Origin of the sequence: Jiulongibacter sediminis, assembly GCF_001306455.1 — a bacterium.
In the GTDB taxonomy this organism is placed as follows: Bacteria; Bacteroidota; Bacteroidia; order Cytophagales; family Spirosomataceae; genus Jiulongibacter; species Jiulongibacter sediminis.
Map to the genome: position 1 here is coordinate 536506 of NZ_LGTQ01000009.1, position 24807 is coordinate 561312.

Genomic DNA, 24807 nt, shown 5'->3' on the forward strand with positions numbered 1-24807 from the left:
GCTAATACTTAGATGACAAATCCTTAATTTTGAAGATGATGCGTTATTTAATCTGTTTTTTGTCCTTTTGGGTGAGTCCGGCGGTTTATGCTCAAAATCAGAGTGAAGCTTTTCAAAAAGTAAGTGAAATCATCGGCCCTGAATGGATCAGAAAGGCAGATTCATTACTTCTGCTCTCTCCGCTGACGGTCACCTCAAGCCAATGCTCGCGGTCAGAAGGCGGTATTCATGATTTTTATTCCGAAGGCGACTATTGGTGGCCTGACCCTCAAAACCCTGTTGGTCCATACATCAGAAAAGACGGCTTGAGTAACCCAGATAATTTTGTGGACCATCGCAGACTAATGGAGCGGTTTAATTTTACGGCCGGCTGTCTGGCATCGGCTTATTTACTGACCAAAGACGAAAAATATGCTCAGGGAGCACTAAAGCATTACAAGGCTTGGTTTTTAGATTCAATGACCTATATGAGCCCGCACCTTTTGTACGGGCAGGCTATAAAAGGTCGGGTGAGTGGTCGTGGAATTGGTATTATTGATACCATTCACCTCATAGAAGTGGCCAAAGCCCTCGAGGTTTTTCAAAATAGCCAAAGCTTTCAGCCTGAGGCTACCGCAGGCATTAAAGGCTGGTTTAGCCAATACCTGACCTGGCTACGTACGCATCCGTTTGGCATAGATGAGCGGGATACCAAAAATAACCACAGCACCTGCTGGGTAATGCAGGTGGGCGTTTTTGCTCATCTTTTGGGCGATCAGGAGGTGATAGAGGAATGCCGAAACCGTTTTAAAGAGATTCTGTTGCCTCACCAAATGGGAGCCGATGGCAGTTTCCCGGAAGAGCTGGCTCGTACAAAACCTTATGGATATTCCAGTTTTAATCTGGAAGCCATGAGTATTATTTGTCAATCGCTGAGTGAGCCAGCCGAAAACCTCTGGCATTTCAGCTTAGCTGACGGCCGAAATATGGAGAAGGCCATGTCTTTCTTCAGTCCATATATCAGGGATAAAGCTACATGGCCTTATCAAAAAGATGTTTCAAATTTTGAGAAGCACCCTATTGCCTATTCCTTTTTGATTTTCGCGTATGATCAACTGAAGGAATCGACCTATTTTGATCTATGGAAAAACCTGCCACATTTTACAACCCATACAGCCATGGTGCGTAGCTCACCGGTTCGCAATGTTTTGATTTGGTTGTGATTGTCAATTCATTCCGTTTATTCAGTCGTTTTTGCCGGCGTGGAAATGACATGTGTTCGACCAATGAGAGCCGGTTTAGCGTCTTTGGAGCTATTGGACATCTAATGCAACCCTTAAACCTGATTCTTCATCAAAAAAGCATTGAAATATGACTTATGCTTAAAAATCAGGAAGTAAACATTAAAATCAAGCTGTCTCTACTTTGGGCTTCTGCAACGTTTTGTTATCTCTACGGTGATTATTTTGAGCTTTATACTCCTGAGAAAATCAATAGCATGGTCTCGGGAGATAATGTTCTGAATACACCGGTAAGCTTGTTATTGGCTTCTGTAATACTGGCCATTCCTTCTCTTATGGTTGCCATCTCTGTTTTTGCGGCTCCGAAGCTAAACCGGTTATTGAATATACTTTTTGGTCTCATTTTTACCCTCATGATGCTCTTCATTGGTGTATTCTCACTAACAGAATGGTATAGCTTCTATGTTTTTCTGGCATTTCTTGAAAGTATAATCACTTTCACCATTTTTTGGACTGCTCTGAAATGGCCTAAGGAGGAAGTGGAATAGAGTTTTCCGGTTGGGTCTCTTGCTTAAACTGCTGTTCTAAAGTTTCAGAATTTGTGTGGTTACATCAGTACCCAAAAACTACACCAGCTCTCCGGCCTCAAGACCGTGAGCTAATTTCCATAAAGTCTGAAGACTTGGCGGAGCGGGAAATTCTGGATATTTTTGGATGGAACGGTGAAGCACGGCTTTAATTAATTTCGGACTTTTGGGATTTCGATAGCTATCCTGAGACCCTGCTCAATCGCCGAATCTTATATCTTTACTAATGTCGATAGCAATTTTCCAGAACTCTTAAATGATAATATCAAGAGAATATAAGCCCAAGGACAATGACTTAATTTATCATTATTGTGATACAAATGCCTTCTTTTCAATTTGTACTAATCAAAAACTTTGGATGAATGACTTACATTCTATGAACGATTTTATGGAGTTGCATTGGGGATACTCCATTTGGGAACAATCAGCAAGCACAAGAATTAAAAAATATGGACGAGAATTCCTTGATGAAATTGACGAAGTAATTCACTTTTCAGGATTACAAGGTTTACTATTAGCAAATTGTTTTTCAAGAGATAAAGATGTATTAAGCCAATGGAGAGCCTACGCAGATGACGGAAAAGGATATGTTGTTGGTTTTAATGCAAAAGAATTGTTAGGACTTCCTATTAGAGCATTACAAGTTTTATATGACAAAGAACAACAAATAAAAGAAGCAACGGCAACTATAGACGCTTTATACCAACTAAAGCAGGAAGACCAGAACGAATTTAAAACGCTATGTGGAGTTTTTGGATATGACTTATCGGCCTTTAAAAATCCGGCCTTTGTAGAAGAAAAGGAAATAAGACTTATCCACGTATTAGATTTCAAAAAAAGTAATGATTTTTTGAAGCTTGTTGATGGGGGAGGAGTTTATTTTGGTGAAGAAAGAAAAGGAGAAAACGTTAAGTATAGAATAAAACAAGGAATGCCTACTCCATACATTGAACTAGACTTTTCAAATCAAAAGAAATTAAATCCAATTAAAGAAGTTGTAATTGGACCTAAAAATGAAGTAAGGGAAACAGCAATTTCAATATTTTTAGAAACAATAGGAATTGAAAAAGTAGAAATAAGTAAATCAAAGGCCTCTTACAGATGAAAAAACGCTGCCCAAATAGACTTTCAGCTTAGACCCGTTTTTTGAGAAAGTGATTTAAATCAATCACTTATTAATCCCGAAATGGAAAGACAGCTATCCTCAGTCTTTGACTAAGGAGCATATGTTCGGAGTATTCAGACATGCTAATATCCTTGGTATTCGGCCTTAACCCCCAATCTCAATTACCCTCGCCGTCTCCATATCTAAAGTCAGAGGTTGCTTTAAATCCACCGTTTCACCGCTGAGAATGTCTTTCCCTTCGGAGATGCCTTCCAGCATTTCTGCGAAGCGGGTGAGGTCTAGTTGCTGAGTTTTTGGGTTTTTATTGAAGATCACCATCACCTTTTGGCTATCCGTATAGCGGAAATAAACATAAACACCATTCTCCGGTGTAAAATGCAGTAGCTTACCCTCATGAAGAGCCGGGGTGTTTTTGCGGTAATTGAATAAGGTTTTGATGAGCTTTTGAGCTTCTTTTTGTTTTTCGGTCAGGTTTTGACCGGTGAAGGCATTGGCGGTATGATCACTCCATCCACCGGGAAATTCCCCTCTGATTTCTCCGTGAGAGTCAGAGTTTGGGTTGGCCATCAGTACTTCGGTACCGTAATATATTTGAGGAATACCCCGCATAGTTGCCATCATAACCATGGCCATTTTATAATACTTATCGTTTTCATGGAGTTGCGTGTAAATACGGCTCATGTCATGGTTATCGGGGAAAATGAGCAGTTTAGAGGCATCTGCATACAGGAAGTCATTGCTCACTGAGTGGTACACTCTGTTGAGGTCAGTGTTCCAGCCTAATTCTTCATTGAGTCCTTTCACCAGAGCCTCCTGCAGCGGAAAATCCATCGGCGTGGGTACGTAAGATTGGTAACCGTCAGGGTTTTGTTTACCCTTTTGCCAATACGAAGTGATCGCCGGGTTAGTGCTCCATTCTTCGCTGGTGATATTGAAGTTAGGATACTCAGTCATGATTCGTTTGCTCCATCGGCTCAGAAAAGAGGCATCAGAGTAGGGGTAGGTGTCCACCCTGAATCCGCCCAGTTCAGCGGTTTCAATCCACCAGATACAGTTCTGAATCAGGTAGTTGGCCATCATTGGGTTTTGCTGATTCATATCCGGCATACTTTCTACGAACCAGCCGCGGGTATATAGTTCTTTATCGGCCTGTGCGGCGTGGATATCACGCACCACTTCCCGGCGGTGGTTGGTGTTTTTGTATTCGCCGCCATAATTAATCCAGTCTTTGGCGGGCATGTCGTCCATCCACCAGTGGCCGCTGCCGCAGTGGTTTAGCACCACGTCTTTGATGAGTTTCAGGCCTTTTTGAGAAGCCTTTTGAGAAAGCTCCACATATGATTCGTTTGACCCGAAACGAGGGTCTATCTGATAAAAATCGGTGATGGCGTAGCCGTGGTAACTCCACTGATCCATCTCGTTTTCTTCCAGCGGCATGGGCCAGATCGCAGTAAAACCAAGGTCAGCGATATAATCCAGGCTATTGATCATTCCCTGAATATCGCCGCCATGTCTGCCGTATTCTTCGGCACGATTGAGAGCGTCCGTATAGCCTTCTACGGTATCGTTGGAAGGGTCGCCATTCACAAAACGATCAGGCGTGATCAGGTAGATAGCGTCAGAGGTATTGAAACCTTCGCGGCCGGCTGATTGAGATTTTCTTTCTTTTAACTCAAACTCCTGAGTAAAAGAGTCATTGTCTTTATTGAAGTGGATATTGATGCTTCCAGCTTTGGTTTTTGAACCAATTTGTAAATCAAGGAAAAGGTAATTTGGGTTATCGGTTTTGTGGGAGGCGAGCAGCTCAACCCCTTTGTATTTCAATGAAGGGCTGTATTCGGCAATATTTTCACCATGCACCAGCAGCTGCAAAAAAGGCTCATTCATACCCACCCACCAGTTGGCAGGCTCCAGGTGTTGAATTTTAGGTGAAAGGGTTTGTTGAGCAACACTTTGCGTTGCAATAAGAATAAAAAGCAGAAGTAACTTTTTCATGGGTTGGTTTTGAAAAACAGCCTTTGAAGAAACAGGCATTTGATTTTTGCTGATTTGGTCAAATCAGACGGTAAGGAAAGATGAAAATTGAGCCAGCAGGCCTAAAGACCCACCGGCATTTCAATTCTCACTATTCAACCATTTTAACTATTTCGCAGTAATGGTGTAGGTCAATGAAGCGAGGTCAACCTCGATATCATAGACCCCGGCGGATACAGCGATATTGGCCGCGTCTCTCTCTAAAGAGCCATCAGCATTATCATCACCATAGTTTACGCCCCAGTCGTTATTCATTCTGAACTTGATTTCGCCATCGGCAAGTTCTACGTTGTAAGCTACCCAAACACCATCTCTTGAGAAGTCAGGCATCAGAGAAACATCAGGACCATCCCAGCCGTTTGGAGCAGCAGATCCCACGATGCCCGGGATATCCACCTCTTCAATGACGATAGTCAGATCATTCAGATTTAGCGTAACTAAGTAGGTGCCGGCTCTTACAGCGATATTGGCTCCATCGCGGTCAAGAGTACCGTCGGCTCCGTCATCACCATAGTTTAGGCCCCAGTCGTTATTTTTTCTGATTTTGATTTCACCATCAGCAAGCGTGGCAATAGCTCTCCACTGATCTGAAGATGGGTCGTACATGAACTCAAGATCCGGTCCGTTCCAGCCATTTGGTGCACCCGAACCTACAATACCCCATGAAAGTGGTTCAATGGTGTAGGTTAAATCATTTTCATTGAAAGTGATGGCATAAGAACCCGCTTCCACAGCGATATTAGCACCGTCTCTTTCAAGCGTACCGTCTGCTCCGTTGTCACCATAGTTGACAGCCCAGTCATTATTCTCTCTGATTTTGATTTCACCATCCAGTAACATTACATAGGCCACATACACACCGGCGTCACCTGTTTTGTAGAACGGCATATCAGGTCCGTTCCAGCCATTCACAGCACCCGAACCTACAACACCCCATGGGCTGCTCAGGTCAAGTTTATCCAGATAAGGCATAGCTGTAAGATTCGCGGCATCTGATCGCTGGCTAACCTTATCACTCAAAAGTGATTCTACCGCAATGTCAATTGCACCTTCAGTATCCGGTTCAATACCCATTGAAATCAACAGGTTGTTCAATTGCTTATGCGTCCATGACTTGCTGGTCTCAGTACCGGTAGTAAATACCTGAGCATCTGCAAAGTTATTCCCGCTTTTGTCAATCAAAACACGGTATTGTGTACCGGCATTGAAACCGAATTCAGGCTCTGCCCAGCTCACAGTAAGAGCATTGGCATCAGCACTTTCTTTGTTGAGTTGAAGTGATTGCGACGAAACGCTAACTACGGGTTTGGCACCCGAATTGAGTACGGCTCTTATCTCTTCTTTTTCGCATGAACTGAGCACGGTCAGAATGCCAAAGAAGAAAAAAAGTTTATTTATGACTTTATTCATTTCTTTATCAGTGTTTGAGATTAATAACCAGTGTTCTGCGTAAGGTTGGTATTGGCCACGATATCAGAAGATGCAATCGGGAAAACCGTTCTGAAAGATTCCAGATCACGTCCTTCTTTTACATTGCCTTTCCAGGCCCAGTTATACCCTGCGGCAAACTTGCCAAAACGAATCAGGTCGGTTCTTCTGTGGGCTTCCCAGAAAAGCTCACGACCTCTTTCGTCTAAAAGAAAATCAAGAGAAAGAGAAGAAACAGGGGCTGCACCGGCACGTTCTCTCAATTGGTTTACCAAATCAAGGGCAAGAGCAGCATTACCGTTACCACCACGGGTTACAGCTTCAGCATACATCAGGTAGGCATCTGCCAGACGATACACACCGAAATCGGTATCTGTATGCGTCAGGTTTTTACCGGTACCTCCATCTTTGGTCTTGTTTGTCCATTTAGTAACCGCATAACCATTATCAAACGTGCCTATTTCGTCAATCTCAAGGCTTTGGCCATCGCTGTGGAATAAAGCACGGCCGTCATTGGCATCGCCATCAAAAAGTGCCACAAACTGAGGTGTTGTACGGAAACCGCTCCATCCACCGTCAATACCGAAATCCGCAGGGTTCATTGTGCCACCTACCTGTGCATGAATGATAGTAGTAGTACCACCCCAGGTTGCAGTTTGATTACCGTCATAATTGATGGTGAAAATCAACTCAGGAGAAGTGTTGTTATCTGCCATGAAGTTATCCTGATAATTTGAAGTCAGGCTGTAACCGGCGTCAATTACCTTTTTAGCGTATTCCGCAGCCTCGTTATAACGGGCAGTTCCGGTATAAACTTCAGCGTTCAGGTACATTTTGGCGAGGGTCATCCAAACAGCACCCTGATCAGCACGGCCGTATTCATTGGCACGTGGAGCAGGCAATTCTGTTTCCAGAGCTTTCAATTCTGTTTCCAGATAAGTAAACAGGTCTGCACGGCTGATTTGCTCAGGCAAAAACGCACCTACCGGATCATCCTCAGTCACAAACGGCACAGAGCCAAACATATCCAAAGCATGGTAATAAGCCAAAGCTCTCAAAAACTTAGCTTCTGCTCTGTAAAGGGCGATTTCGCCATTGTCTGCGATATCTCTTGAAGCCAGTTTTTCAGGAGATGTTTCTCTGATAAACTCATTGGCTACAGTTACCTGATATAAGGCACGGCTGTAGAAATTAGAGGTCCACTGGTTAGAGGCCGTCCATGTGGCAGCGTGAAGGTCAGGCAAGCCCGGGTCTCCCCAGCCTACAATTGACTCATCAGTGGTAAACTGCTGAAGATACCAGTATGCACGAAGGTACGACTGTGAACCACCGTCAATTCCTTTCAGGTCAACGTTACCATCCTGTGGCTCAATACCTGAAACGGCAAGGCCGGCATACATTTTAGCCAATACTTTCTTGTAGTTGGCCGGGTCTTCATAAACAAGATCTGAGACCTCGCCTACAAAGGGTTTAGTGTCCAGGTCGCAGGCCGTAAAACTTAGGGCTGCTGCGATAATTCCTGCTATTTTTAATATTTTATTCATCTTTCTATTCAATTTATTGGATTAGAAATTCACGTTAAGATTCAAGCTGTACGTACGCGGACGTGGGTAGATATTCCTGTCAATACCTCCCTGAACCTCAGGGTCAAGACCGGTATAATTGGTCACCGTAAACACGTTCTGAACAATAAATCCCAGACGAGCCTGATACTTACTTGCTTTTAAAGCATTCGTCAGATCATAACCCAGGTTAATGTTATCCATTCTCAGGAAGGACGCATTTTCTACAAAGTAATCAGACAAAAGGATCTGCTCTCTGCGTGTAGTGCTGCTGAAATTGCTGTTAAGTACATTGCTGTTCAGGTTAAAAATAAAGTTACCTGCACCGGTCATGTTAGCGTAGCTGCTTCCACCAGACTGTACGTTATTGAAAACGTAATTGCCAATGTTAGCTCTCATGATAAACCCAATGCTCAGGTCTCTGTACTGCATGTTTGAAGAGAAACCTAAGAAGTAATTCGGGTCAGGGTTTTGGTAACGGTAACGGTCAAGTTCAGAGATTACACCGTCGTTATTTCTGTCCACAAAAACACCTTCAATTGGCGAACCATTTTCATTATAAACCTGCTGATACAAATAGAAGGCTGAACGAGAGAAACCGGTAGAGTGAATCTGACCGTAAGAACCTGTACCGCCACTGATATCGCCTGTCAATACACCGATGTATGAAGGATCTTCATTACGGGTAAGAGCGGTGATTTTGTTCTGATTATACGTCGCATTGAAGTTCACATCCCAGTTGAATTCGCTGTTAGAAATTGGAGTGTAGTTTAAAGTAAACTCAACCCCTTTGTTCTCCAGTGAACCAATGTTGGTTACCACTTTATTGGAGAAGTTGGTACCCGCAGGGGCGTCAATTTCATTGATCAAATCTTTGGTTTGTTTCAGATAAAAATCAACACTACCGGATAGTCTGGCAGCTCTGATGCCGAAGTCTAAACCAATGTTCGATGAAGTGGTTTCTTCCCACTTGATCTGAGCATCGTAAGGGTTTGGACGAAGTACATCATAAAACTGACCGCCAAACTCATAACGTAGACCCTGACCAGGTGTATAAGCTGCCAGGTAAGGGAAATCACCGGAACCGATATCCTGTTGGCCAGTTACGCCCCACCCTAATCTTAATTTCAGATCAGAAAGAACGTCGTTCAGACCGAACTCTTCATTCATTTTCCAGGCGAAAGCTGCTGAAGGGAAAAGACCATAACGGTTATCAGGAGCAAATCTTGAAGTTCCGTCTCTTCTCAAAGTCACGGTTGCTAAGTATTTGTCGCTCAATACATAGTTTACACGACCAAACTGTGAAGCCAGACGGTATTCCGTCTTGAAATACGTGTTTCTTTCCGGAACATCAGGATTACCGTAGATAGTGCCGTTATCGTTTTCGCGAATAAAGCCCTGATACTCATATCCACCCATCAGGTCTACTTTACTGGCACCAAATTCTTTGGCGTAGTTCAGGTAAGCCTGGAAGGTTTTGTTATTTCTGTTTTGCGTGTAATACGCGGTAGATCCGCCATTATTGAATGAATTGGCAGAAACCAAAGGACTTGTCACATCATTTCCGTCGGTGTTTGACGCATCAAAACCGGCGTTCACCACCGCTTTCAGTTCTGGCAAACCGTGGAAAGAGTAATTCAAGCTCACATTACCGATATAACGGTTCAAAATCCCAAGATTATCTCTCAATTCAAGCATCGCAAGCGGGTTGCTTGGCCCAAGGGCTTCAATTCCGCCGCTTTGGTTGATCCAGTTGAAATAGCCACCGAACTGGTCGCTGCTGGCATAAACGGGCTGAGTAGGGTCAAAGCTAACGGCAGTACCGATAGCTCCCTCGTCAGCAAACTGAGATCTGTTATTGGCAAACTTCAGGTTGGCATCCACTCTCAGGTGGTCGTCCAAAAGAGACGGCGAAAGGCCGATAGAACCTGAGGTACGCTTCAGGTTTGAAGTTTTCAATGTACCGTTCTGATTCAAAAAGCCAACAGAAGCACGGAAAGGCATACCGGCCAGAGAACCCGTAACGCTTAGGTTATTGTCCTGGGTCAAAGCCGTTCTATAGATGACATCCTGCCAGTTTGTAGAGGCAGAGCCCAATAGAGCTTGCTGAGCAGCTGTTCCATAATCAGTTACTGCGGTTGCAAATTGAGTCGGTTTCAAAACATCCACCTGATTGATGTTTGAGGCAGAGGAGAAACGGCTATTGAAATTCACTTGCATGGCAGCACCTTTTCTTCCCTTTTTCGTGGTGATGATGATCACACCGTTGGCGGCACGTGAACCGTAAATGGCTGCTGCTGAAGCGTCCTTCAATACGTTCATTGACTCAATATCATTTGGGTTAATGAAACTCAATGGATTGGCAGAACCTGAAAGGTCGGTGTTATCAATAGGTACACCATCAATGACGATCAAAGGATCATTGCTGGCATTTAGCGAAGAACCACCACGAATTCGAATAGTTGCTCCCGAACCAGGGGCACCACCGGCGGAGGTGATTTGAACACCGGCAAGTTTACCTGTGATCAGCTGATCTGGTGTAGAGACATTACCCTGAACAAAATCTCTTTCATTTATTGAGGTAATGGCTCCGGTCATGTCTTGTTTCTTTTGCGTACCGTAACCAATCACCACGATTTCTTCCAGTGTTTGGTTATCATCAGCAAGAGTTACATTAATCACCGACTGATTCCCCACGGTAATTTCCTGATTTTGCTTTCCGATAAAGCTAAAAACCAGTACTGATGAACTGTTAGGTACCTGAATACTGTACTTACCGTCCATGTCTGTGGCTGTACCTACGGCGCTTCCTTTAATGGTTACGGTAGCTCCCGGCAGGCCAGTGCCGTCTAAATCGTCAGACACAGTACCCGAGACTGTCATCTGGGCAAAAGCCTGAATACTGAAAACATTGAGGACCACCGCCCACAGCAGCCAGCTTTTGCTGAGTGCTTTCAATGTGTAATCAAAGGTTTGTTGCATTCGTTTTTTGAGGTTTAAGTTTAAAATTTATGTTTCGTTACAGGTTTTAGATGTCAGTTATCGATAATCTGGTAGTTATGACTAAAGAAGTCAAAAACAGGAAGGGCCTCATTTCCGTTGGCAGCGTCAAAAAATGCTGCGTTTTCCCAATGAGATCCCGTGCCCCATTGCGTTTTACATGGAGTGCTGATCCAGGCGGCTTCCCAGTAAATAACGCCACGGCCACCACCTTTAATGACCGAGGAAGTCAGGTCTATCATAAAGCTCATTTGTCCTTCTTTACTGGCCGGATAACCGGTGAGGTCAGAACCTTCACCAAGCACATTATTAGCCCCGTCAAAATTCCGGAACGTGTAGGGGTAACCGGTCTCTACCACCATGACTTCTTTCTGATAGGTATTTTTTAAAAAGGAGATGGTTTGAGAGAGTTGTTCTAAATCAAATTCTGACCAGTTTGGGTAGTAGGAGAGGCCTATCCACTCAAAATCTGACAGGTTTTGTTTGGCTGCACTGGCAAACCATTCTTTTGCTTCATCCGGCTGAGCGACATGTAGCATACGCTGAATGTTTAGCCCTTTGGCTTCATTAAAGTCTTTTACGGCCTGCAGCCCTCTTTTCAGCAAGGCTGCATTTCTCTCCCAGTTGGTAGGTCCGTTCTCAGCTGTCGGCTTTTCCATCAAAATCTCGGAATTGATTTCATTGCCTACCTGCACATATTCAGGGCTTAGGTTTTCTGAATAAAGCTCTTCTAAAACACTGTAAGTATAGTTGTAAAGGCTGTCGCCCAAAACGTTTGTATCTGTTATGCCAGACCAGGCAGCCGGAATGATCTGATGTGCCGGATCGGCCCAGTTGTCAGAATAATGGAAATCTAACAGGATGGCCATTTCATTTCCTTTTGCTCTCCTGATTGACTTTTTGACATCGGCCAGCGTGCCGTAAGTTGTCCAGTCTGGTGAGTGCCAAAGACGAAGACGAACAATCTTACTGCCCTCATCAGAGAATAGTGTGAAAGGGTCTCTGGGTTGAAGGTCTTTGTAGAATTTACCACCACAATCTTCCAGCTCGTTGACATAAGAAAGGTCAGCACCTAAAAGGTAAGGATTACTGATTTCCTGACTAGCCGTTTCGCAGGCCGTCCAGGCGAAAGAGAGCGTAAGTAGTAAGAATAGGTTAACGAATTTTTGCACCGCTTAAGAGGTATTTTAACGTTACAAAGGTAGGGCGGGGTGCAAGGCGAGTCGTTCCGCTTTGCTAATAAAGTGCAATTTTTGAAAATGATTTAATATATTGTTTATAAGGTGTTTGTGGGTTTCATTTTATAATGTGGAACCTCTTTTTTGGTGAGAGGGTCTTGAAATTGTGCTATTGTCTTGTGTCGATTTTTTTGACAGTTTAAGAAAACTATGAGCTTTGAAAGTTGCGATTCCTTTGAGCGGTTTCCGCCCAAACATTTTCTGCTTTAGTCTATTTTATTTCATACCCCGGCAGATCAAACTTATCTTTCCCTTAAAACCCGAAAACCCTTGAGAAAGATAACAGCCCTTTTCCTTTACTTAATTGGTCTCACCACCTTTGCTCAAAGTGTGTCAGTTCAGGCTGATTTGCAAGTCCCGCAGATAGCCTATGCATATTCAAAGCTTTGTGAAACACTCAAGTCCGATCATGTTCTTGTTCAGCCTTCAGCTCAAGCTGATTTCATTATTCAACTCGGATTAAAACAATCATCGAAGCCGGAGGCTTTTGAAATAAAAAAAGAGGGTCTTAGGATTGAAGTCAAGGGCGGAGATCACCGGGGATTGATTTATGGTACGCTTGCTTTGGCAGAACAGCTCAAAAATGGGGTTGCTATTGAAGATATAAAACCGGAGGCCGGAAAACCTGATCAGGAGTTCAGGGGAATAAAGTTTAATCTCCCTTGGGAGACATACAGGCCCAGTCTGGCTCTGATGCAGCACACTGAAACCGTGAAAAACCTGAAATATTGGGAGGCTTTCTTAGATATGATGGTGGAAAATCGTTTCAATGTGATCAGTCTTTGGAATATGCACCCGTACACCTTTATGATAAAGCCTAAAAACTTTCCGGAGGCGAGCCCGTGGTCAGAATCAGAGATGGAAGAATGGCAGCATTTTTACCATGAACTTTTCAGGATGGCCAAAGAGCGTGCTCTGGATACCTATCTGGTACATTGGAGCATTTTCGTGAGTAAGTCTTTTTCAGATGCTCATGAGCTGAAGGGCCAGAATTATTATCCCCATTATTATACGCCCGGCGATACCACCGAGCTGGTCAAACAATACACCAGGGAATGTGTAAAACAGGTTTTGGGAGAATATCCCAATCTTGACGGGATCGGCATTTCACATGGCGAAGGAATGGCTGGAATGACCCCACTCGAGCGTCAGCAATGGATGGATGACGTTATCATCAAAGCTATGAGTGAGGTGGAGCGACCGGTGAAACTGATCCATCGGGTGCCTTTTTCAAGCGGATTAGGCTCAGAAGGTGGTACCAGCAAAAATGTGGAGGTGGTTACTCGCGATGCCATGGAGAAACTGGGCGACACTTTTGAGGGGCCTATCTGGGTTGAAATGAAATTTAACTGGTCGCACGGGCATTCCACACCACGGCTTGTAAAAGTTCACGGTGGAAAGCTGGGCGATACGTATTTTGATCCTCTACCTTCAAATTACAAGATCACCTGGCAGATGCGAAATGAGAATTTCTTTGCCTTACGCTGGGGTGTGCCTTCATTTATTCGTGAGCATATTGCCCGCAACGGTAAAGCGGCCTATACGGGAGGCAACTTCATTGGGTCGGAGTGTTACATTCCCGGTTTAGACTATTTTACGGCTGTAGATAAACCTGTGGACTGGGAATGGGCTTTTCAGCGGCAATGGTTGTTTTATAAACTTTGGGGACGACTGATGTATGACCCCACTACGCCGGATGAGGTTTTTGAGCGGGAATATGTGCGGAAGTATGGTAGTGGAGCGGCGAATTTGCTCAATGCTCTTTCTCTTTCATCCAATACGTCGCTTCAACTGGCCTCCTTTTACGACATCCGTTGGGATTTTACACTTTACGGCGAAGGTATGCTGGGGCTTCAGGGGGATTCAGTGAAGTATATTTCAGTTGAGTCCATTCTGGATCATCCCACCACCGACCCCCGATACATTTCAATCAGTGATTTTGTGGAAACCAATAGGGCTGGTGGCTCATTCGGGGAGGGAGAAATTACTCCTCTAATGCTGGCCGATCAGCTGGAAAGGGATAATTCAGAGGCGTTAAGATTGGTCTCAAACATCAGCATAGGAGACAATGCATCTCTCATGTATGAAGTAGCAGATGTGAAAATCTGGGCGAACCTTGGACTACATCTCTCGGAGAAAATAAGGGCGGGTGTAGCTTTAAAAGAATATCAATTGACCGCAAACGCCTTGAAGAAACAAAAGGCTTTGGAGCATCTTAAAAAAGGACTTTCGTATTGGGAAGAGATTGTAAAAATCAGTCGGCCAATTTATAAAGACATGCGTTTAACGCACTACAATCATAATTACTTCACGGCAAATGATAATAATTGGTTTCACTGGGAGAAGGTGCTGCAAGAAGTGGAGGAGGAATTGGAGAGGGTGAAGGAGATGTAGGGTAGTTAGTGGGCAGTTTTCAGTTGCAGTTGACAGGTTTTGAGAGAATCCCTTCTCCGTGTTCCGTTCTCCTTTCCACCTTTCTGCACTAAAAACCATCCATACACCCTCAGACCCTTTGAAAAATAAACTAAGGCCATGAGTTTCGATAACTTATAATTTTGCATTCGAAATAGTATTAAATGAAAACTAAGAACATTGTGAGAATTGTATTGGCCGTAGCTACGGCCGTTTCGCTATATTTTGTTCCATGGACCATGGTTAAAGCTCAGTTAACTCCTGCGGCAGATACCGTGCAGGAACAGGTTAATGCGGCTACTGATTTGGGTTTTGAAGGTATTATCGTCTATGTGGATCAGGCGGGGAAACCGCCCGCTTTTTATGCGGCAGGCTGGCATGACAGGGACAAGAAGATTGAGGCTAATCCACATGCACTGTATAAAATAGCCAGTATCAGTAAATTATATATTGCGGCAGCAACCGCAAAAGCTGTGAATGCGGGCAAACTTTCTCTCGACAAAACTCTTGCCCAATATTTACCTGCAATGGTAGGCAAGATTGAGAATGCAGAAACCATTACTTTGAGGATGCTGGTGAGGCATCGCAGTGGTATCCCGGATTATAGTTATACACCTGATTTCTGGAATAAGGTTCCTGACAGTAATCTCAAGTCTATTGAACTGATTTATGGCTTACCAGCAGAATTCGCCCCTGACGCCTCATACAAGTACTCCAATACCAACTACTCTCTTCTTGGAGAAATTCTGGACCAGGAGTTGGGTTACAGTCATCATCAGTATATTAAAGAGGAAATTCTTGAGCCTTTAGGCTTAATGAATACCTTTAGCCTGCTTTCTGAAGTCGAAAACATGGACGACCTCATGAGCGGATACTATGTGGGAATCGACAAGGACCTTAAAACGGATAGTTATGTAAATCCAGGTGGATCAATGATTGCCACAGCGGAAGATGTCGGCATTTTTCTGAGGGCTCTCAATGATGGCTCACTTTTTACCGATGCTGAAAGAGAATTGTATGCATCGCTCTACACTTATGATCACACTGGTCTTATTCCTGGCTATCAGAGTATCGCCAGATATATCAAGGATATGGATACCGTGGTAATTCAGTTTACCAATACCACCAATTTTACCGGCCCAAACTGGGGTTTGTCAGAGGTTTTGTATCGTAAAATTGTGAAGATTTTGAGTGATAAGTAGGTTGAGGGTTGGTTATTTAATTCTTGAAATTTAAGTTTCAGCTCCAAAGAGGTGGAGCTGAAACTATTAATAATTGACTAAAACTCCCTATAATCTCCAGCCAGATATTGATTGGCTTCCTCCTCGGCGAAACGGGCATTTTCGGCATCCCAATGCAGGGTTTCATTCGGGAATCTCCCGGCAATAACACCTAACAAAATGGTTTCAGTTAATCTGGCCGCATAGGCAAAAGGTGCAGAAGTCTCTCCCTGGCCTAGACAAGCATCCACAAACTGATGATAATGTTTTGGGCCTTCTGTATCGTAATTCCGGATAGGCTCACCAAGATTGTGCTCTTTAGAGAGTGCTTCAATTTCACTTGAAATATCAACGTATTCTCCATTGACAATTTTCTTTGGCAACTGCATGAAATGAGGAAGTAACAACCGGCCCTCGGTACCTATAAACATTGCCCCTTGTTCAGGTAATTGACCTTCTGCGGCTACATTAGCATCAAGAGATATTTTGTCTTCCATGCTTTCCTCTTCTTCCGCATCTTTGGCCTCAGCTATTTCACCTGGTATACTCAAATCTTCATGAGCTGGTGGCATACCCGGGCCGTCATACCAGATCCATTTGAGGCTTTCTGTCGTGTAATCTGTTCCCGGGAATTCATAGGTCACAGTATTGTTTTCCGGATATCCGAAACCGTCGGGCTCACGGCATTCGTTTTTTATGGTTCGCGGAACGTCAAGATTCAATGCATTATAAGGCGTATCAAAAATATGAACTCCCATATCGCCCAAAGTGCCACATCCGTAGTCTACCAGTTTACGCCAGTTGCCCGGGTGATAGTATCCTTCTTTGTAAGGTCTTTCTGCCGAGGTGCCGAGCCAGAGATTCCAGTCCAGGTTTTCCGGTACAGGATCTTCCCCTTCGGGTTCGCCACCGTTATAACCCCATGATTTTGGCGACCAGGCATGCACCGTATGCACTTTACCAATAATTCCACTTTGAATCAGCAGGGTAGCCAATTTATAGTCATAAAAAGAGTGCACCTGAATACCCATTTGGGTTATTAAGCCTTTCTCTTTGGCCATTTTGTTCATGGCTCTTGACTCGTGCACATAATGGGTCAGTGGTTTTTGGCAGTATACTGGCTTGTTATTTTCCATGGCCAGCATGGAAGCCGGGGCATGGGTATGGTCGGGTGTTGAAACTATGACCGCGTCAATTTCATCGGCCATTTCTTTCATCATCATTCTGTAATCTGAATATATTTTGGCCTTAGGGTGCAGCTCTTTTGCTGCAGCCAGATTTTTGGCGTCCACATCACACAAGGCCACCACATCTACCTTCGGGTGAGAGCTAACGGCTTTGAGATCTTCAGCCCCCATATTACCAACACCAATATGAGCTGTTCTTAGTTTGCCAGCACTACTTGCAGAGCAGGAGTTAAGCCAGGCCGGGGAAGAGATCAATCCTAAAAATCCGAGACCACTGGTCTTAATAAATTCTCTTTTTTTCATGTCAGGTTAAAGTTTCTTGATTTTAATGTTTTTGAACCAGATGGGGCTGGAGTGATCCTGCAGGCCGATATAGCCGGTTTTAAAAATTCCGTAGTTTGGGCTGTTTTTCCATTTATCGGAGTTCTTTTTAGCCTCCCAGGCGTCATCCCAAGGCACAAAAGAAAGTATCATTTCACCGTTAAGCCAATGCTCAACCCGTTCAGGGGTAAAGACAATCTTAGAGCTGTTCCACTCGCCTACAGGATTCAGCTTTTTCTTTGAAGCATCAGCCGGATGCATCGCATAATCAGAACCGGTTTGTTGTAAAGGCTTTAATTCTTCCGGGTTTTCGGTGTAACCGAGACTGGTATTGTATTCGGTAAGATCATGCATTTCTGCATAGTTTTCATCGTCGATCAGCTGATACTCCGGAGCAATTTCAGGCAGACCATCAAATCCCTCTTTAACATGATAGAAGATACCGCTGTTTCCTCCTTTGGGCAGCTTCCACTCCAGATAGAGCTCAAAATTGTCAAATTCTTCTGCGGCATAAATAAGGTCCTGGCCTCCGGTATAATCCTGCTCCAGACCCAATTCGGTATCAAAGGTGAGGGCACTGTCGGCGATGGTCCAGCCGGGTGGAAGAGAATCTCCGTTGTACGCTCGCCATCCCTCGGTACTGGTTCCGTCAAAGAGGTAAATCCAATTGTCTTCTTCAATACCTGAATTTTCCTGATTTTGATCTGAGTTCTCATTGCATGCAAATAGTACAAACAAGGCCAATAACGTAATGAAGTTTTTTTTCATAGGTTTTAAGGTTGATTTTAATTGTTCATTAACTCAAAGGGCTTCAATTCTCAGTGCCCCTTTAATTTCTTAAATATCGTACGAATTAGGTGATTGATACTAAAATATTTTAAAAACCTTTGATTATGCTCGATCAATGTTGGGATTAAGTCAGGCAATCAGGTTTTTTTGTCGTTTGCGAGCAATGAAGTTGCAGCCAGAATTTTTATTGACACAAAGTCTCGAAGGCACCATACTGTGCAAAGTCAAATTTGACAAACTTTAGAGTCTTGATGGCGAAAACTTTAACCCTTCTCAAAACCTCTTTGGGTTTCCACTTTTTTCCCGGTGGAAATACCATTAATTTCCATGCATGATGAGAAAAATATTGATTTTGCTATTTACGTTCTTTACGGCCTTTGGTCAGGCCAATGAAGAATTAGTAGACCGTAGTTTTGTTCGCTACAGTGATTTTGGAGCCAAAGGAGATGGTAAAACAGATGATATCGATGCAATAGTTGCCGCCCATGCTTATGCCAATGAGCATCAATTGCCCGTAAAAGCCGACGAGGGCTTTCGCTACTATATTAGCGGAAAAGAGCGAACCGCAGAAATAAGAACCAATACCGATTTTAGCTCTGCCTTTTTTATCATTGACGACAGAGAGGTGGAAGACCGAACCGCACCTGTTTTTAAAGTCAGTTCTGATCTGAAATCATTTACTCTTAATGGCATCAAGAGTCTCAAAAAAGGTCAGCAAAAAATTGAAGCTAGTTTGCCGGGACCTTGTTTGGTAACGGTAACTAATGAGGCTGTAAGGCATTATATCCGTTACGGCCCGAATCAGGATAGCGGCTCTCCACAAACTGATATTTTTGTAGTGGATGCCAAGGGCAATATTGATTTAAATGCTCCAATTATCTGGGACTTTGATCAAATTACGGAGGCCAAAGCCTTACCGATTGACGAAACACCATTGATGATTCGTGGCGGACATTTTACTACGCTAGCCAATCAGGCGGAATCAAAATATACGTATTACAGCAGGAATATTGCCATTCAACGATCAAACGTTACTGTGGATGGGCTCGTGCATACCGTCGAGGGAGAGGGAGACCATGGAGCTCCTTATGGTGGATTTCTGAATATAAGTGACTGCTCTTATGTCACGGTCAAAAATACAATACTTACCGGCCATAAAACCTATGTGACGATTGGCTCAGCGGGAGATCCGGTGACGATGGGGACCTATGATATTATTGCTGGCAGGGCTCTTAATGTCTCTTTTATCAATTGCAGCCAGACAAATGATATCACCGATAAAACCTACTGGGGCATTCTGGGTTCCAATTATTGCAAGAACATGCTCTATGATAATTGTACTTTTTCCCGTTTTGATGCCCACAAGGGTGTTGCCAATGCCACCATCCGAAATTCTACGCTGGGCCACATGGGTATCAATGCCATTGGCAGCGGAACACTGCTGGTGGAAAATTGTACCATAAAAAGCAGTCGGTTGATCAATCTGCGATCTGACTACGGCAGTACCTGGGAAGGGGAGTTCATCATCCGGAATTGTCTTTATGTGCCGGGCAACGGAAATTTTGAGAAGGTTAACCTGATTCTTGGTTATAATACCGGAAAACATGATTTTGGCTACACCTGTTATATGCCGGTAAAGATAACGATTGAAAACCTAAGAATAGACGACTCAAACGCTCCCGAAAACTATCAGGGACCGGCTATTTTTTCTGACATGAACCCTGAAATGACGGATGAAAATTTTGTAGAAGAATTCCCTTTTGTCAAAACAAAATTAGTGGAGTTGAAAAACATTGTTACTGTAAGCGGAAAACCGTTAAGGGTTAGTGATAATCCTTACATGTTTATGGGGGTAGAAGTGATTGAATAAATCAATGTTTCTATCTATTAACCTCTGTGGAATTTAAACTTCTCAGTAGTTTTTATGAAATTGATGACCCAACCCTACGTAAAATGAAGAAACAATATCTGCTGACGGTCTTGGCCGTTTTTACTTTTCAATTGCTCACCGCCCAGCAAATCCATGGAGATTTACAAAAGTGGCATAAAGTCACTCTTGATTTTGAAGGACCGATGTCTGCTGAGCTGGCTAATCCCAATCCTTTTACCGATTATCGACTTGATGTCACGTTTAGCCATGAGAGTGGTGCCCCGGTTCTGAAAGTTCCCGGATTCTTTGCGGCCGACGGGCAGGCTGAAAATACCTCAGCGACTTCTGGAAATTCTTGGCGGGTACATTTTGCTCCGCCAAAAGAAGGGCAATGGAAATATGAGGTATCTTTTAAGTTTGGCGAAAATATTGTCTTTTCAGATGATGGAGCCTCAGCTGGTTACATGGATGGACAAACTGGAAGTTTTGAGGTCAAGCCCTCAGACAAACAATGGCCCGATAACCGCTCAAAAGGCCGTTTAGAATACATAGGAACCCGCTATCTTAAATGGGCTGAAACCGGTAAAAGCTTTCTGAAAACCGGAGCCGATTCGCCAGAAAACGCTCTGCATTACGAGGATTTCGATGGGACATTAGATGCCAATCGAAAATTAGATTTAGTGGAAGAGCATCAGCATTTGTTGAAAGACTGGCAACCTCACGCCCGCGATTATGACTCAGCCGCTCAGCCATATACCTGGCAAAATGGAAAAGGAAAGAATATCCTGGGTATGGTCAATTATTTGGCTGAAACCGGGGTGAATGCCTTCTCTTTTCTAACTTTTTCGGCGGACGGCGATGATGGTTTTGTACACCCCTATGTAGTGAAAAACGATTCTGTTTTTCTGGCAAATCATGAAGGCAATACCACCTGGGAGAATGCTTTGTATCACGACCGATTTGATGTCTCTAAAATGGCCCAGTGGGAAAAGGTATTCAGTTATGCCGATATGAAAGGGATGTTTTTGCATTTCAAAACCTTCGAAAATGAGAACGTCGGCTTGATGGGTATGGAGCAAATGACCAATGATCGTAAACTCTATTACCGCGAGCTGATTGCTCGTTTTGCTCATCATCTGGCTCTGAACTGGAACCTGAGCGAAGAAACCAAAGTGAGCCTGAATGTGATCAGGAATACGGCTTCTTACATCAGAAACCTTGATCCTTACAAAAACCATGTGGTTCAGCATACTTTTCCTATCGGATACCCAAGTACAGGCCTGATTCGGCCGAATTTTGAGTATTACCACTATAATCTGGTTGGGTTTCAGTCGGAGCTGACGGGTCTTTCCTTACAATTGCAAAAGAAGGATATTCATGAGCAGGTGAAAAAATGGGTCAAATTATCGGAGGAATCTGGGAAACCCTGGGCCATCGCTAATGATGAGCAGGGGGATGCTTCTGACGGCGTTACGGTTGACAAATCATACCCTGGTTATACCGGAAAAGTGAAGAAAGATAATGCGGAGGAGGTTCGTTACAAGGTGCTTTGGGCTACATTAATGGCCGGTGGCTACGGTACGGAATACTATTACGGCTACCAGACAGAGCTTTCTGACCTCACCGCACAGGATCATCGCAGCCGTGCCTTGAAGTACGAACAAGCAGCTATAGCCAGACGTTTCTTTGAGGAACATCTGCCTTTTGAACAAATGCACTCCATGGATGAGCTGACGGCCAATCCAGACGATTATGTTTTCGCCAAAGAAGGCGAAGTATGTGCGGTTTACATTCCAGACGGTAAGATCGTCAATTTGAAGCTTCCGGCATCAAAAGGTTGGTCTGTTCAATGGTTCAACCCCAGAACAGGCGAGTTAAGCTCTTCCTCAAAAGTGAACTCCAAAGGTAAGCTCAATCCACCGGATAAGGAGGACTGGGTAGCTTTGGTGAAGAAATGAGGATGATTTAAGTTTCTGATTAATAATTAGTTGCTTTATTTGTTTTCTTCCATTTTGGAGAAGGCAACCCATTGATAAAAACATCAAAATTAAATCCATTTTTTGCCGACATTTGATTCAATATTCGGTAGCCCTTGAAAACAGTTTTTCACGTCGTCTGTCTCCTTTTTAGTGTAGCCTCTCTGGCTCAGGAGAGTACTATTGTAGAGGAGAAAAGGGAAGCTTTTTATAAGGCAAACGGAGCTAAAGAGAAGACACTGCTAGGTCTGGATTATCTGGATGTAGTGACCCGCCAAAACCCTGATACCGCAAAGGTGCTCATGCCCAATATATATCAATGGGCACTGGAAAGCAAGGATAAACCTCTCATTGGGAGAACGATGCACCAGCAGGGTAATCTGTATCTTTTTGAGAGTCACTATGATAAAGCCGTAGACGCTTATTTAGATGCTCTTAGGTTTGCTGAGGAAAATCGGGATCAAAACCGGATCGCCAAGTTGCACAATGCTCTGGCCGTGGCTTATCTGCGAATGGGGCATTCGCAAGACGTTAAAAGCCTTTACGAGCGTGCAGCAGAGTATTCTGAGCTTTCAATCAAAGAAATAGAGATACTTAGAGATACCATTTTTCTGGTCAACGCTCTCAATACAAGAGGAGTAATTGCCAATAATGAGGAAGATTATGAAGTGGCTTTCAATGCGTTTCAGAGAGGTCTTCTTTTGGCAGAGATAGTCAATCTGAAAGCTCCATGGTTGCCGAGTTTGTACAGCAATTCGGCCGAAGTCATTCTCAAATTGAGGAACGATCCTGACAGGGCCATTAGAAATTTGAACAGGGCATTGGAGCTATATCCTCTTTATGAAGATGAAACCGGACTGGAGCATAGCTACCGCAATTTGGCAGTGGCCTACACCCAGAAAAAGGAGTACGCCAAAGCAGAAATGTATGGTAAAATGGCTTTGGAAATAGGCCAGCGGTTCAATGATAAATACCGGATTTTTCTATCTCACAAGGCTCTTTATGAGATTTATGATCAAACCAGCGATTACCGGAAGGCTCTGGAGCACATGAGGCTTTACAAAATCTACGAAGACAGCACGCTTACGGTCGAAAAGAACCTGGCCATAGCGGAGGTAGAAACACGGTATCAAACGGAAAAAAAGGAAGAGGAAATTGCTCAACTGAGTACAGAAAATCGCCGAAGACGCAATCAGTTTATCGGTGCAGGTCTGGCCTCTGTGCTTTTTTTGGGACTGGCCGGGCTCGCTTTGTTACAGAATCGAAGTATAAAGGTAAAAAACAAGAAGATAGAGGAACAGTCGGGTCAGCTCAAAACCATGATGCGGGAGCTACACCATCGTGTGAAAAATAACCTAGCGATTGTGAGTAGTCTATTGAAAATTCAATCAAACAGAATGGAAGACGAGACTGCCGTTCAAGCCGTTTTGCAAGGTCGGCAACGGGTAGATGCCATGTCGCTGATTCACCAGGGATTGTATCACAAAGAGAACGTCTCCCAGGTGAATATGAAGCAGTACATTGGTGAGCTCTGCCTCAGTCTGATGACTGCATATGGATTTACCGAGGAAACACTAAAGCTCTATCTTGAGGTAGAAAGCGAAGAACTGGAAGTGGACGTAGCTATGCCTTTGGGTTTGATAATCAATGAACTGGTGACCAATGCCTTTAAATATGCGTTCACTGAAAATGAAAACCCGGTGCTCTCTGTATCTTTGAAAAAGGCGAAAGATTTGACCTTAACTATTCAGGACAATGGCCCCGGTGTGGATGTGGCTTCCTGGCAAAAAAGAGGGCAGTCTTTTGGCAAACAGTTGGTCAATGGATTGACCCGGCAGTTGGGAGGAAAACTTGAAATTGAAAGTCAAAAAGGAACACGCTTTACCATTACTATTCCGGCAAATAAACTCAAATGAAGATACTGATCATAGAAGACGAATTTATCCTGGCCGCCGAGCTGGCAGATACCCTTGAGTCAGAAGGTTATGAGGTAGTGGCCACGCTGGACAACGGCGAAGAAGCCCTTGATTTTGCTCGCTCGGAGGACTTCGATTTGTTGCTCTGTGATATTCATATCAAGGGAGATATGGATGGCGTAGAAACAGTTGGTAAGCTTCTGAAAATCAAAAAAGTACCGGTCATATATTTGACGGCATTTACGGATAAAGAGACCCTTGACAGGGCCATGAAAACTTATCCATCGGCTTATATTCCAAAACCTTATCAGGTGTCTCAGTTACGTGTGGCCATTGAGCTGGCTTTGCATAATTTTGTGAAGGAGAATCCGGCAAACACAGGTCAAAAACTATCAGCAGAAACCATTCTGCAGGCTCAGGACAGCATTTTTGTCAAACAGAACTATCAGTTTGTGAAGCTACCACTGACCGAGATTCATATTCTGGAGGCCGATAATACCCACACCCATATTTACACTTCCTCTAAGAAATACACACTTCGGCTTACTTTAAGTCAGCTTTGCGAAAAGATTGATTTCTCATATATGGTCAGGATTCACCGGTCATATGCCGTAAATATAAGTAAAGTGGAGGCCTTCAGCGAGCAGGAATTGACCATTCTGGATCGTCCATTGCCTATTGGCCCTTCCTATAAGGATGACTTTATCAGTCGGTTTATGCTTCGCTGACAAAATCCGGTTCTTCACTGCAATGCTTTAGCTGTTCACATACATTCGTTCATTTGGTCTTGTGTAAAGAGTCAATTTTGATTCAAATCAGGAGCACATGAAACAGTTACTATTCTCCCTATTCTTTCTTTTGACATTAGGTCGGTCTATGGCCCAGTCAGTTCTCACGGGTCCGGATACCGGCGAACCTTCC

Annotated in this window: 16 protein-coding genes; 9 read left to right on the plus strand and 7 right to left on the minus strand. The window is 43.8% G+C overall.

Translation table 11 applies throughout. The annotated features are described in order from the left end of the window. Positions 1-35: 35 nt before the first annotated feature. The 3 genes from AFM12_RS12985 (at position 36) to AFM12_RS12995 (ending at position 2912) form a co-directional block, all read left to right on the plus strand. Entirely contained in the window at positions 36-1202 is a 1167-nt protein-coding gene (locus AFM12_RS12985; RefSeq protein ID WP_216598512.1) for an alginate lyase family protein, read from the plus strand. A 155-nt stretch (positions 1203-1357) separates the two neighbouring features. Continuing rightward, positions 1358-1768 (plus strand): DUF6326 family protein, encoded by a 411-nt coding sequence (locus AFM12_RS12990; protein WP_055148855.1) that lies wholly within the window; start codon positions 1358-1360, stop codon positions 1766-1768. A gap of 295 nt (positions 1769-2063) precedes the next feature. Then, the gene (locus AFM12_RS12995; RefSeq protein ID WP_055148857.1) at positions 2064-2912 is read left to right on the plus strand and encodes a DUF2971 domain-containing protein; all 849 of its coding nucleotides are present in this window, start codon (positions 2064-2066) and stop codon (positions 2910-2912) included. Positions 2913-3077: 165 nt separating this feature from the next. Here the strand turns inward: AFM12_RS12995 and AFM12_RS13000 are convergent, their stop codons facing one another. The 5 genes from AFM12_RS13000 to AFM12_RS13020 all read right to left on the minus strand — a co-directional run bounded on the left by AFM12_RS13000 (position 3078) and on the right by AFM12_RS13020 (position 12129). Beyond that, entirely contained in the window at positions 3078-4928 is a 1851-nt protein-coding gene (locus tag AFM12_RS13000) for a glycoside hydrolase family 13 protein (protein WP_055148942.1), read from the minus strand. A gap of 147 nt (positions 4929-5075) precedes the next feature. Then, a complete protein-coding gene (locus tag AFM12_RS13005) occupies positions 5076-6377 on the minus strand; it encodes a SusE domain-containing protein (protein ID WP_055148860.1) in 1302 nt (433 codons plus the stop codon). A 20-nt stretch (positions 6378-6397) separates the two neighbouring features. Further along, positions 6398-7939, minus strand: coding sequence for a RagB/SusD family nutrient uptake outer membrane protein (locus AFM12_RS13010; protein WP_055148862.1), 1542 nt, complete (start codon positions 7937-7939; stop codon positions 6398-6400). 21 nt (positions 7940-7960) lie between these two features. Continuing rightward, on the minus strand, positions 7961-10939 hold the full coding sequence (locus AFM12_RS13015; RefSeq protein WP_055148864.1) for a SusC/RagA family TonB-linked outer membrane protein: 2979 nt from the start codon (positions 10937-10939) through the stop codon (positions 7961-7963). A gap of 53 nt (positions 10940-10992) precedes the next feature. Next, positions 10993-12129, minus strand: coding sequence for a glycoside hydrolase family 53 protein (locus tag AFM12_RS13020; RefSeq protein ID WP_055148866.1), 1137 nt, complete (start codon positions 12127-12129; stop codon positions 10993-10995). 336 nt (positions 12130-12465) lie between these two features. Here AFM12_RS13020 and AFM12_RS13025 point away from each other — a divergent pair, with 336 nt between their 5' ends. Beyond that, the gene (locus AFM12_RS13025) at positions 12466-14589 is read left to right on the plus strand and encodes a hypothetical protein (RefSeq protein ID WP_055148868.1); all 2124 of its coding nucleotides are present in this window, start codon (positions 12466-12468) and stop codon (positions 14587-14589) included. Between the two features lie 182 nt (positions 14590-14771). Beyond that, positions 14772-15809, plus strand: coding sequence for a serine hydrolase domain-containing protein (locus AFM12_RS13030; protein WP_055148870.1), 1038 nt, complete (start codon positions 14772-14774; stop codon positions 15807-15809). Positions 15810-15886: 77 nt separating this feature from the next. Here the strand turns inward: AFM12_RS13030 and AFM12_RS19600 are convergent, their stop codons facing one another. Together AFM12_RS19600 and AFM12_RS19605 are read right to left on the minus strand one after the other, a co-directional pair. Then, entirely contained in the window at positions 15887-17317 is a 1431-nt protein-coding gene (locus AFM12_RS19600; protein ID WP_055148872.1) for a Gfo/Idh/MocA family protein, read from the minus strand. A gap of 6 nt (positions 17318-17323) precedes the next feature. Then, a complete protein-coding gene (locus AFM12_RS19605) occupies positions 17324-18103 on the minus strand; it encodes a 3-keto-disaccharide hydrolase (RefSeq protein WP_055148874.1) in 780 nt (259 codons plus the stop codon). A gap of 352 nt (positions 18104-18455) precedes the next feature. On the opposite strand from AFM12_RS19605, the gene AFM12_RS13045 reads away from it, so the two are divergent. The 4 genes from AFM12_RS13045 to AFM12_RS13060 all read left to right on the plus strand — a co-directional run bounded on the left by AFM12_RS13045 (position 18456) and on the right by AFM12_RS13060 (position 24614). After that, the gene (locus tag AFM12_RS13045) at positions 18456-19994 is read left to right on the plus strand and encodes a hypothetical protein (RefSeq protein WP_374754268.1); all 1539 of its coding nucleotides are present in this window, start codon (positions 18456-18458) and stop codon (positions 19992-19994) included. Between the two features lie 83 nt (positions 19995-20077). Next, on the plus strand, positions 20078-21952 hold the full coding sequence (locus AFM12_RS13050) for a DUF5060 domain-containing protein (protein ID WP_055148876.1): 1875 nt from the start codon (positions 20078-20080) through the stop codon (positions 21950-21952). Between the two features lie 134 nt (positions 21953-22086). Continuing rightward, positions 22087-23886 (plus strand): histidine kinase dimerization/phosphoacceptor domain -containing protein, encoded by a 1800-nt coding sequence (locus AFM12_RS13055; RefSeq protein ID WP_055148878.1) that lies wholly within the window; start codon positions 22087-22089, stop codon positions 23884-23886. After that, complete coding sequence (locus AFM12_RS13060) at positions 23883-24614, plus strand: response regulator (protein ID WP_055148880.1); 732 nt, start codon at positions 23883-23885, stop codon at positions 24612-24614. Before AFM12_RS13055 ends, AFM12_RS13060 begins: the two co-directional genes overlap by 4 nt. Positions 24615-24807 lie beyond the last annotated feature (193 nt).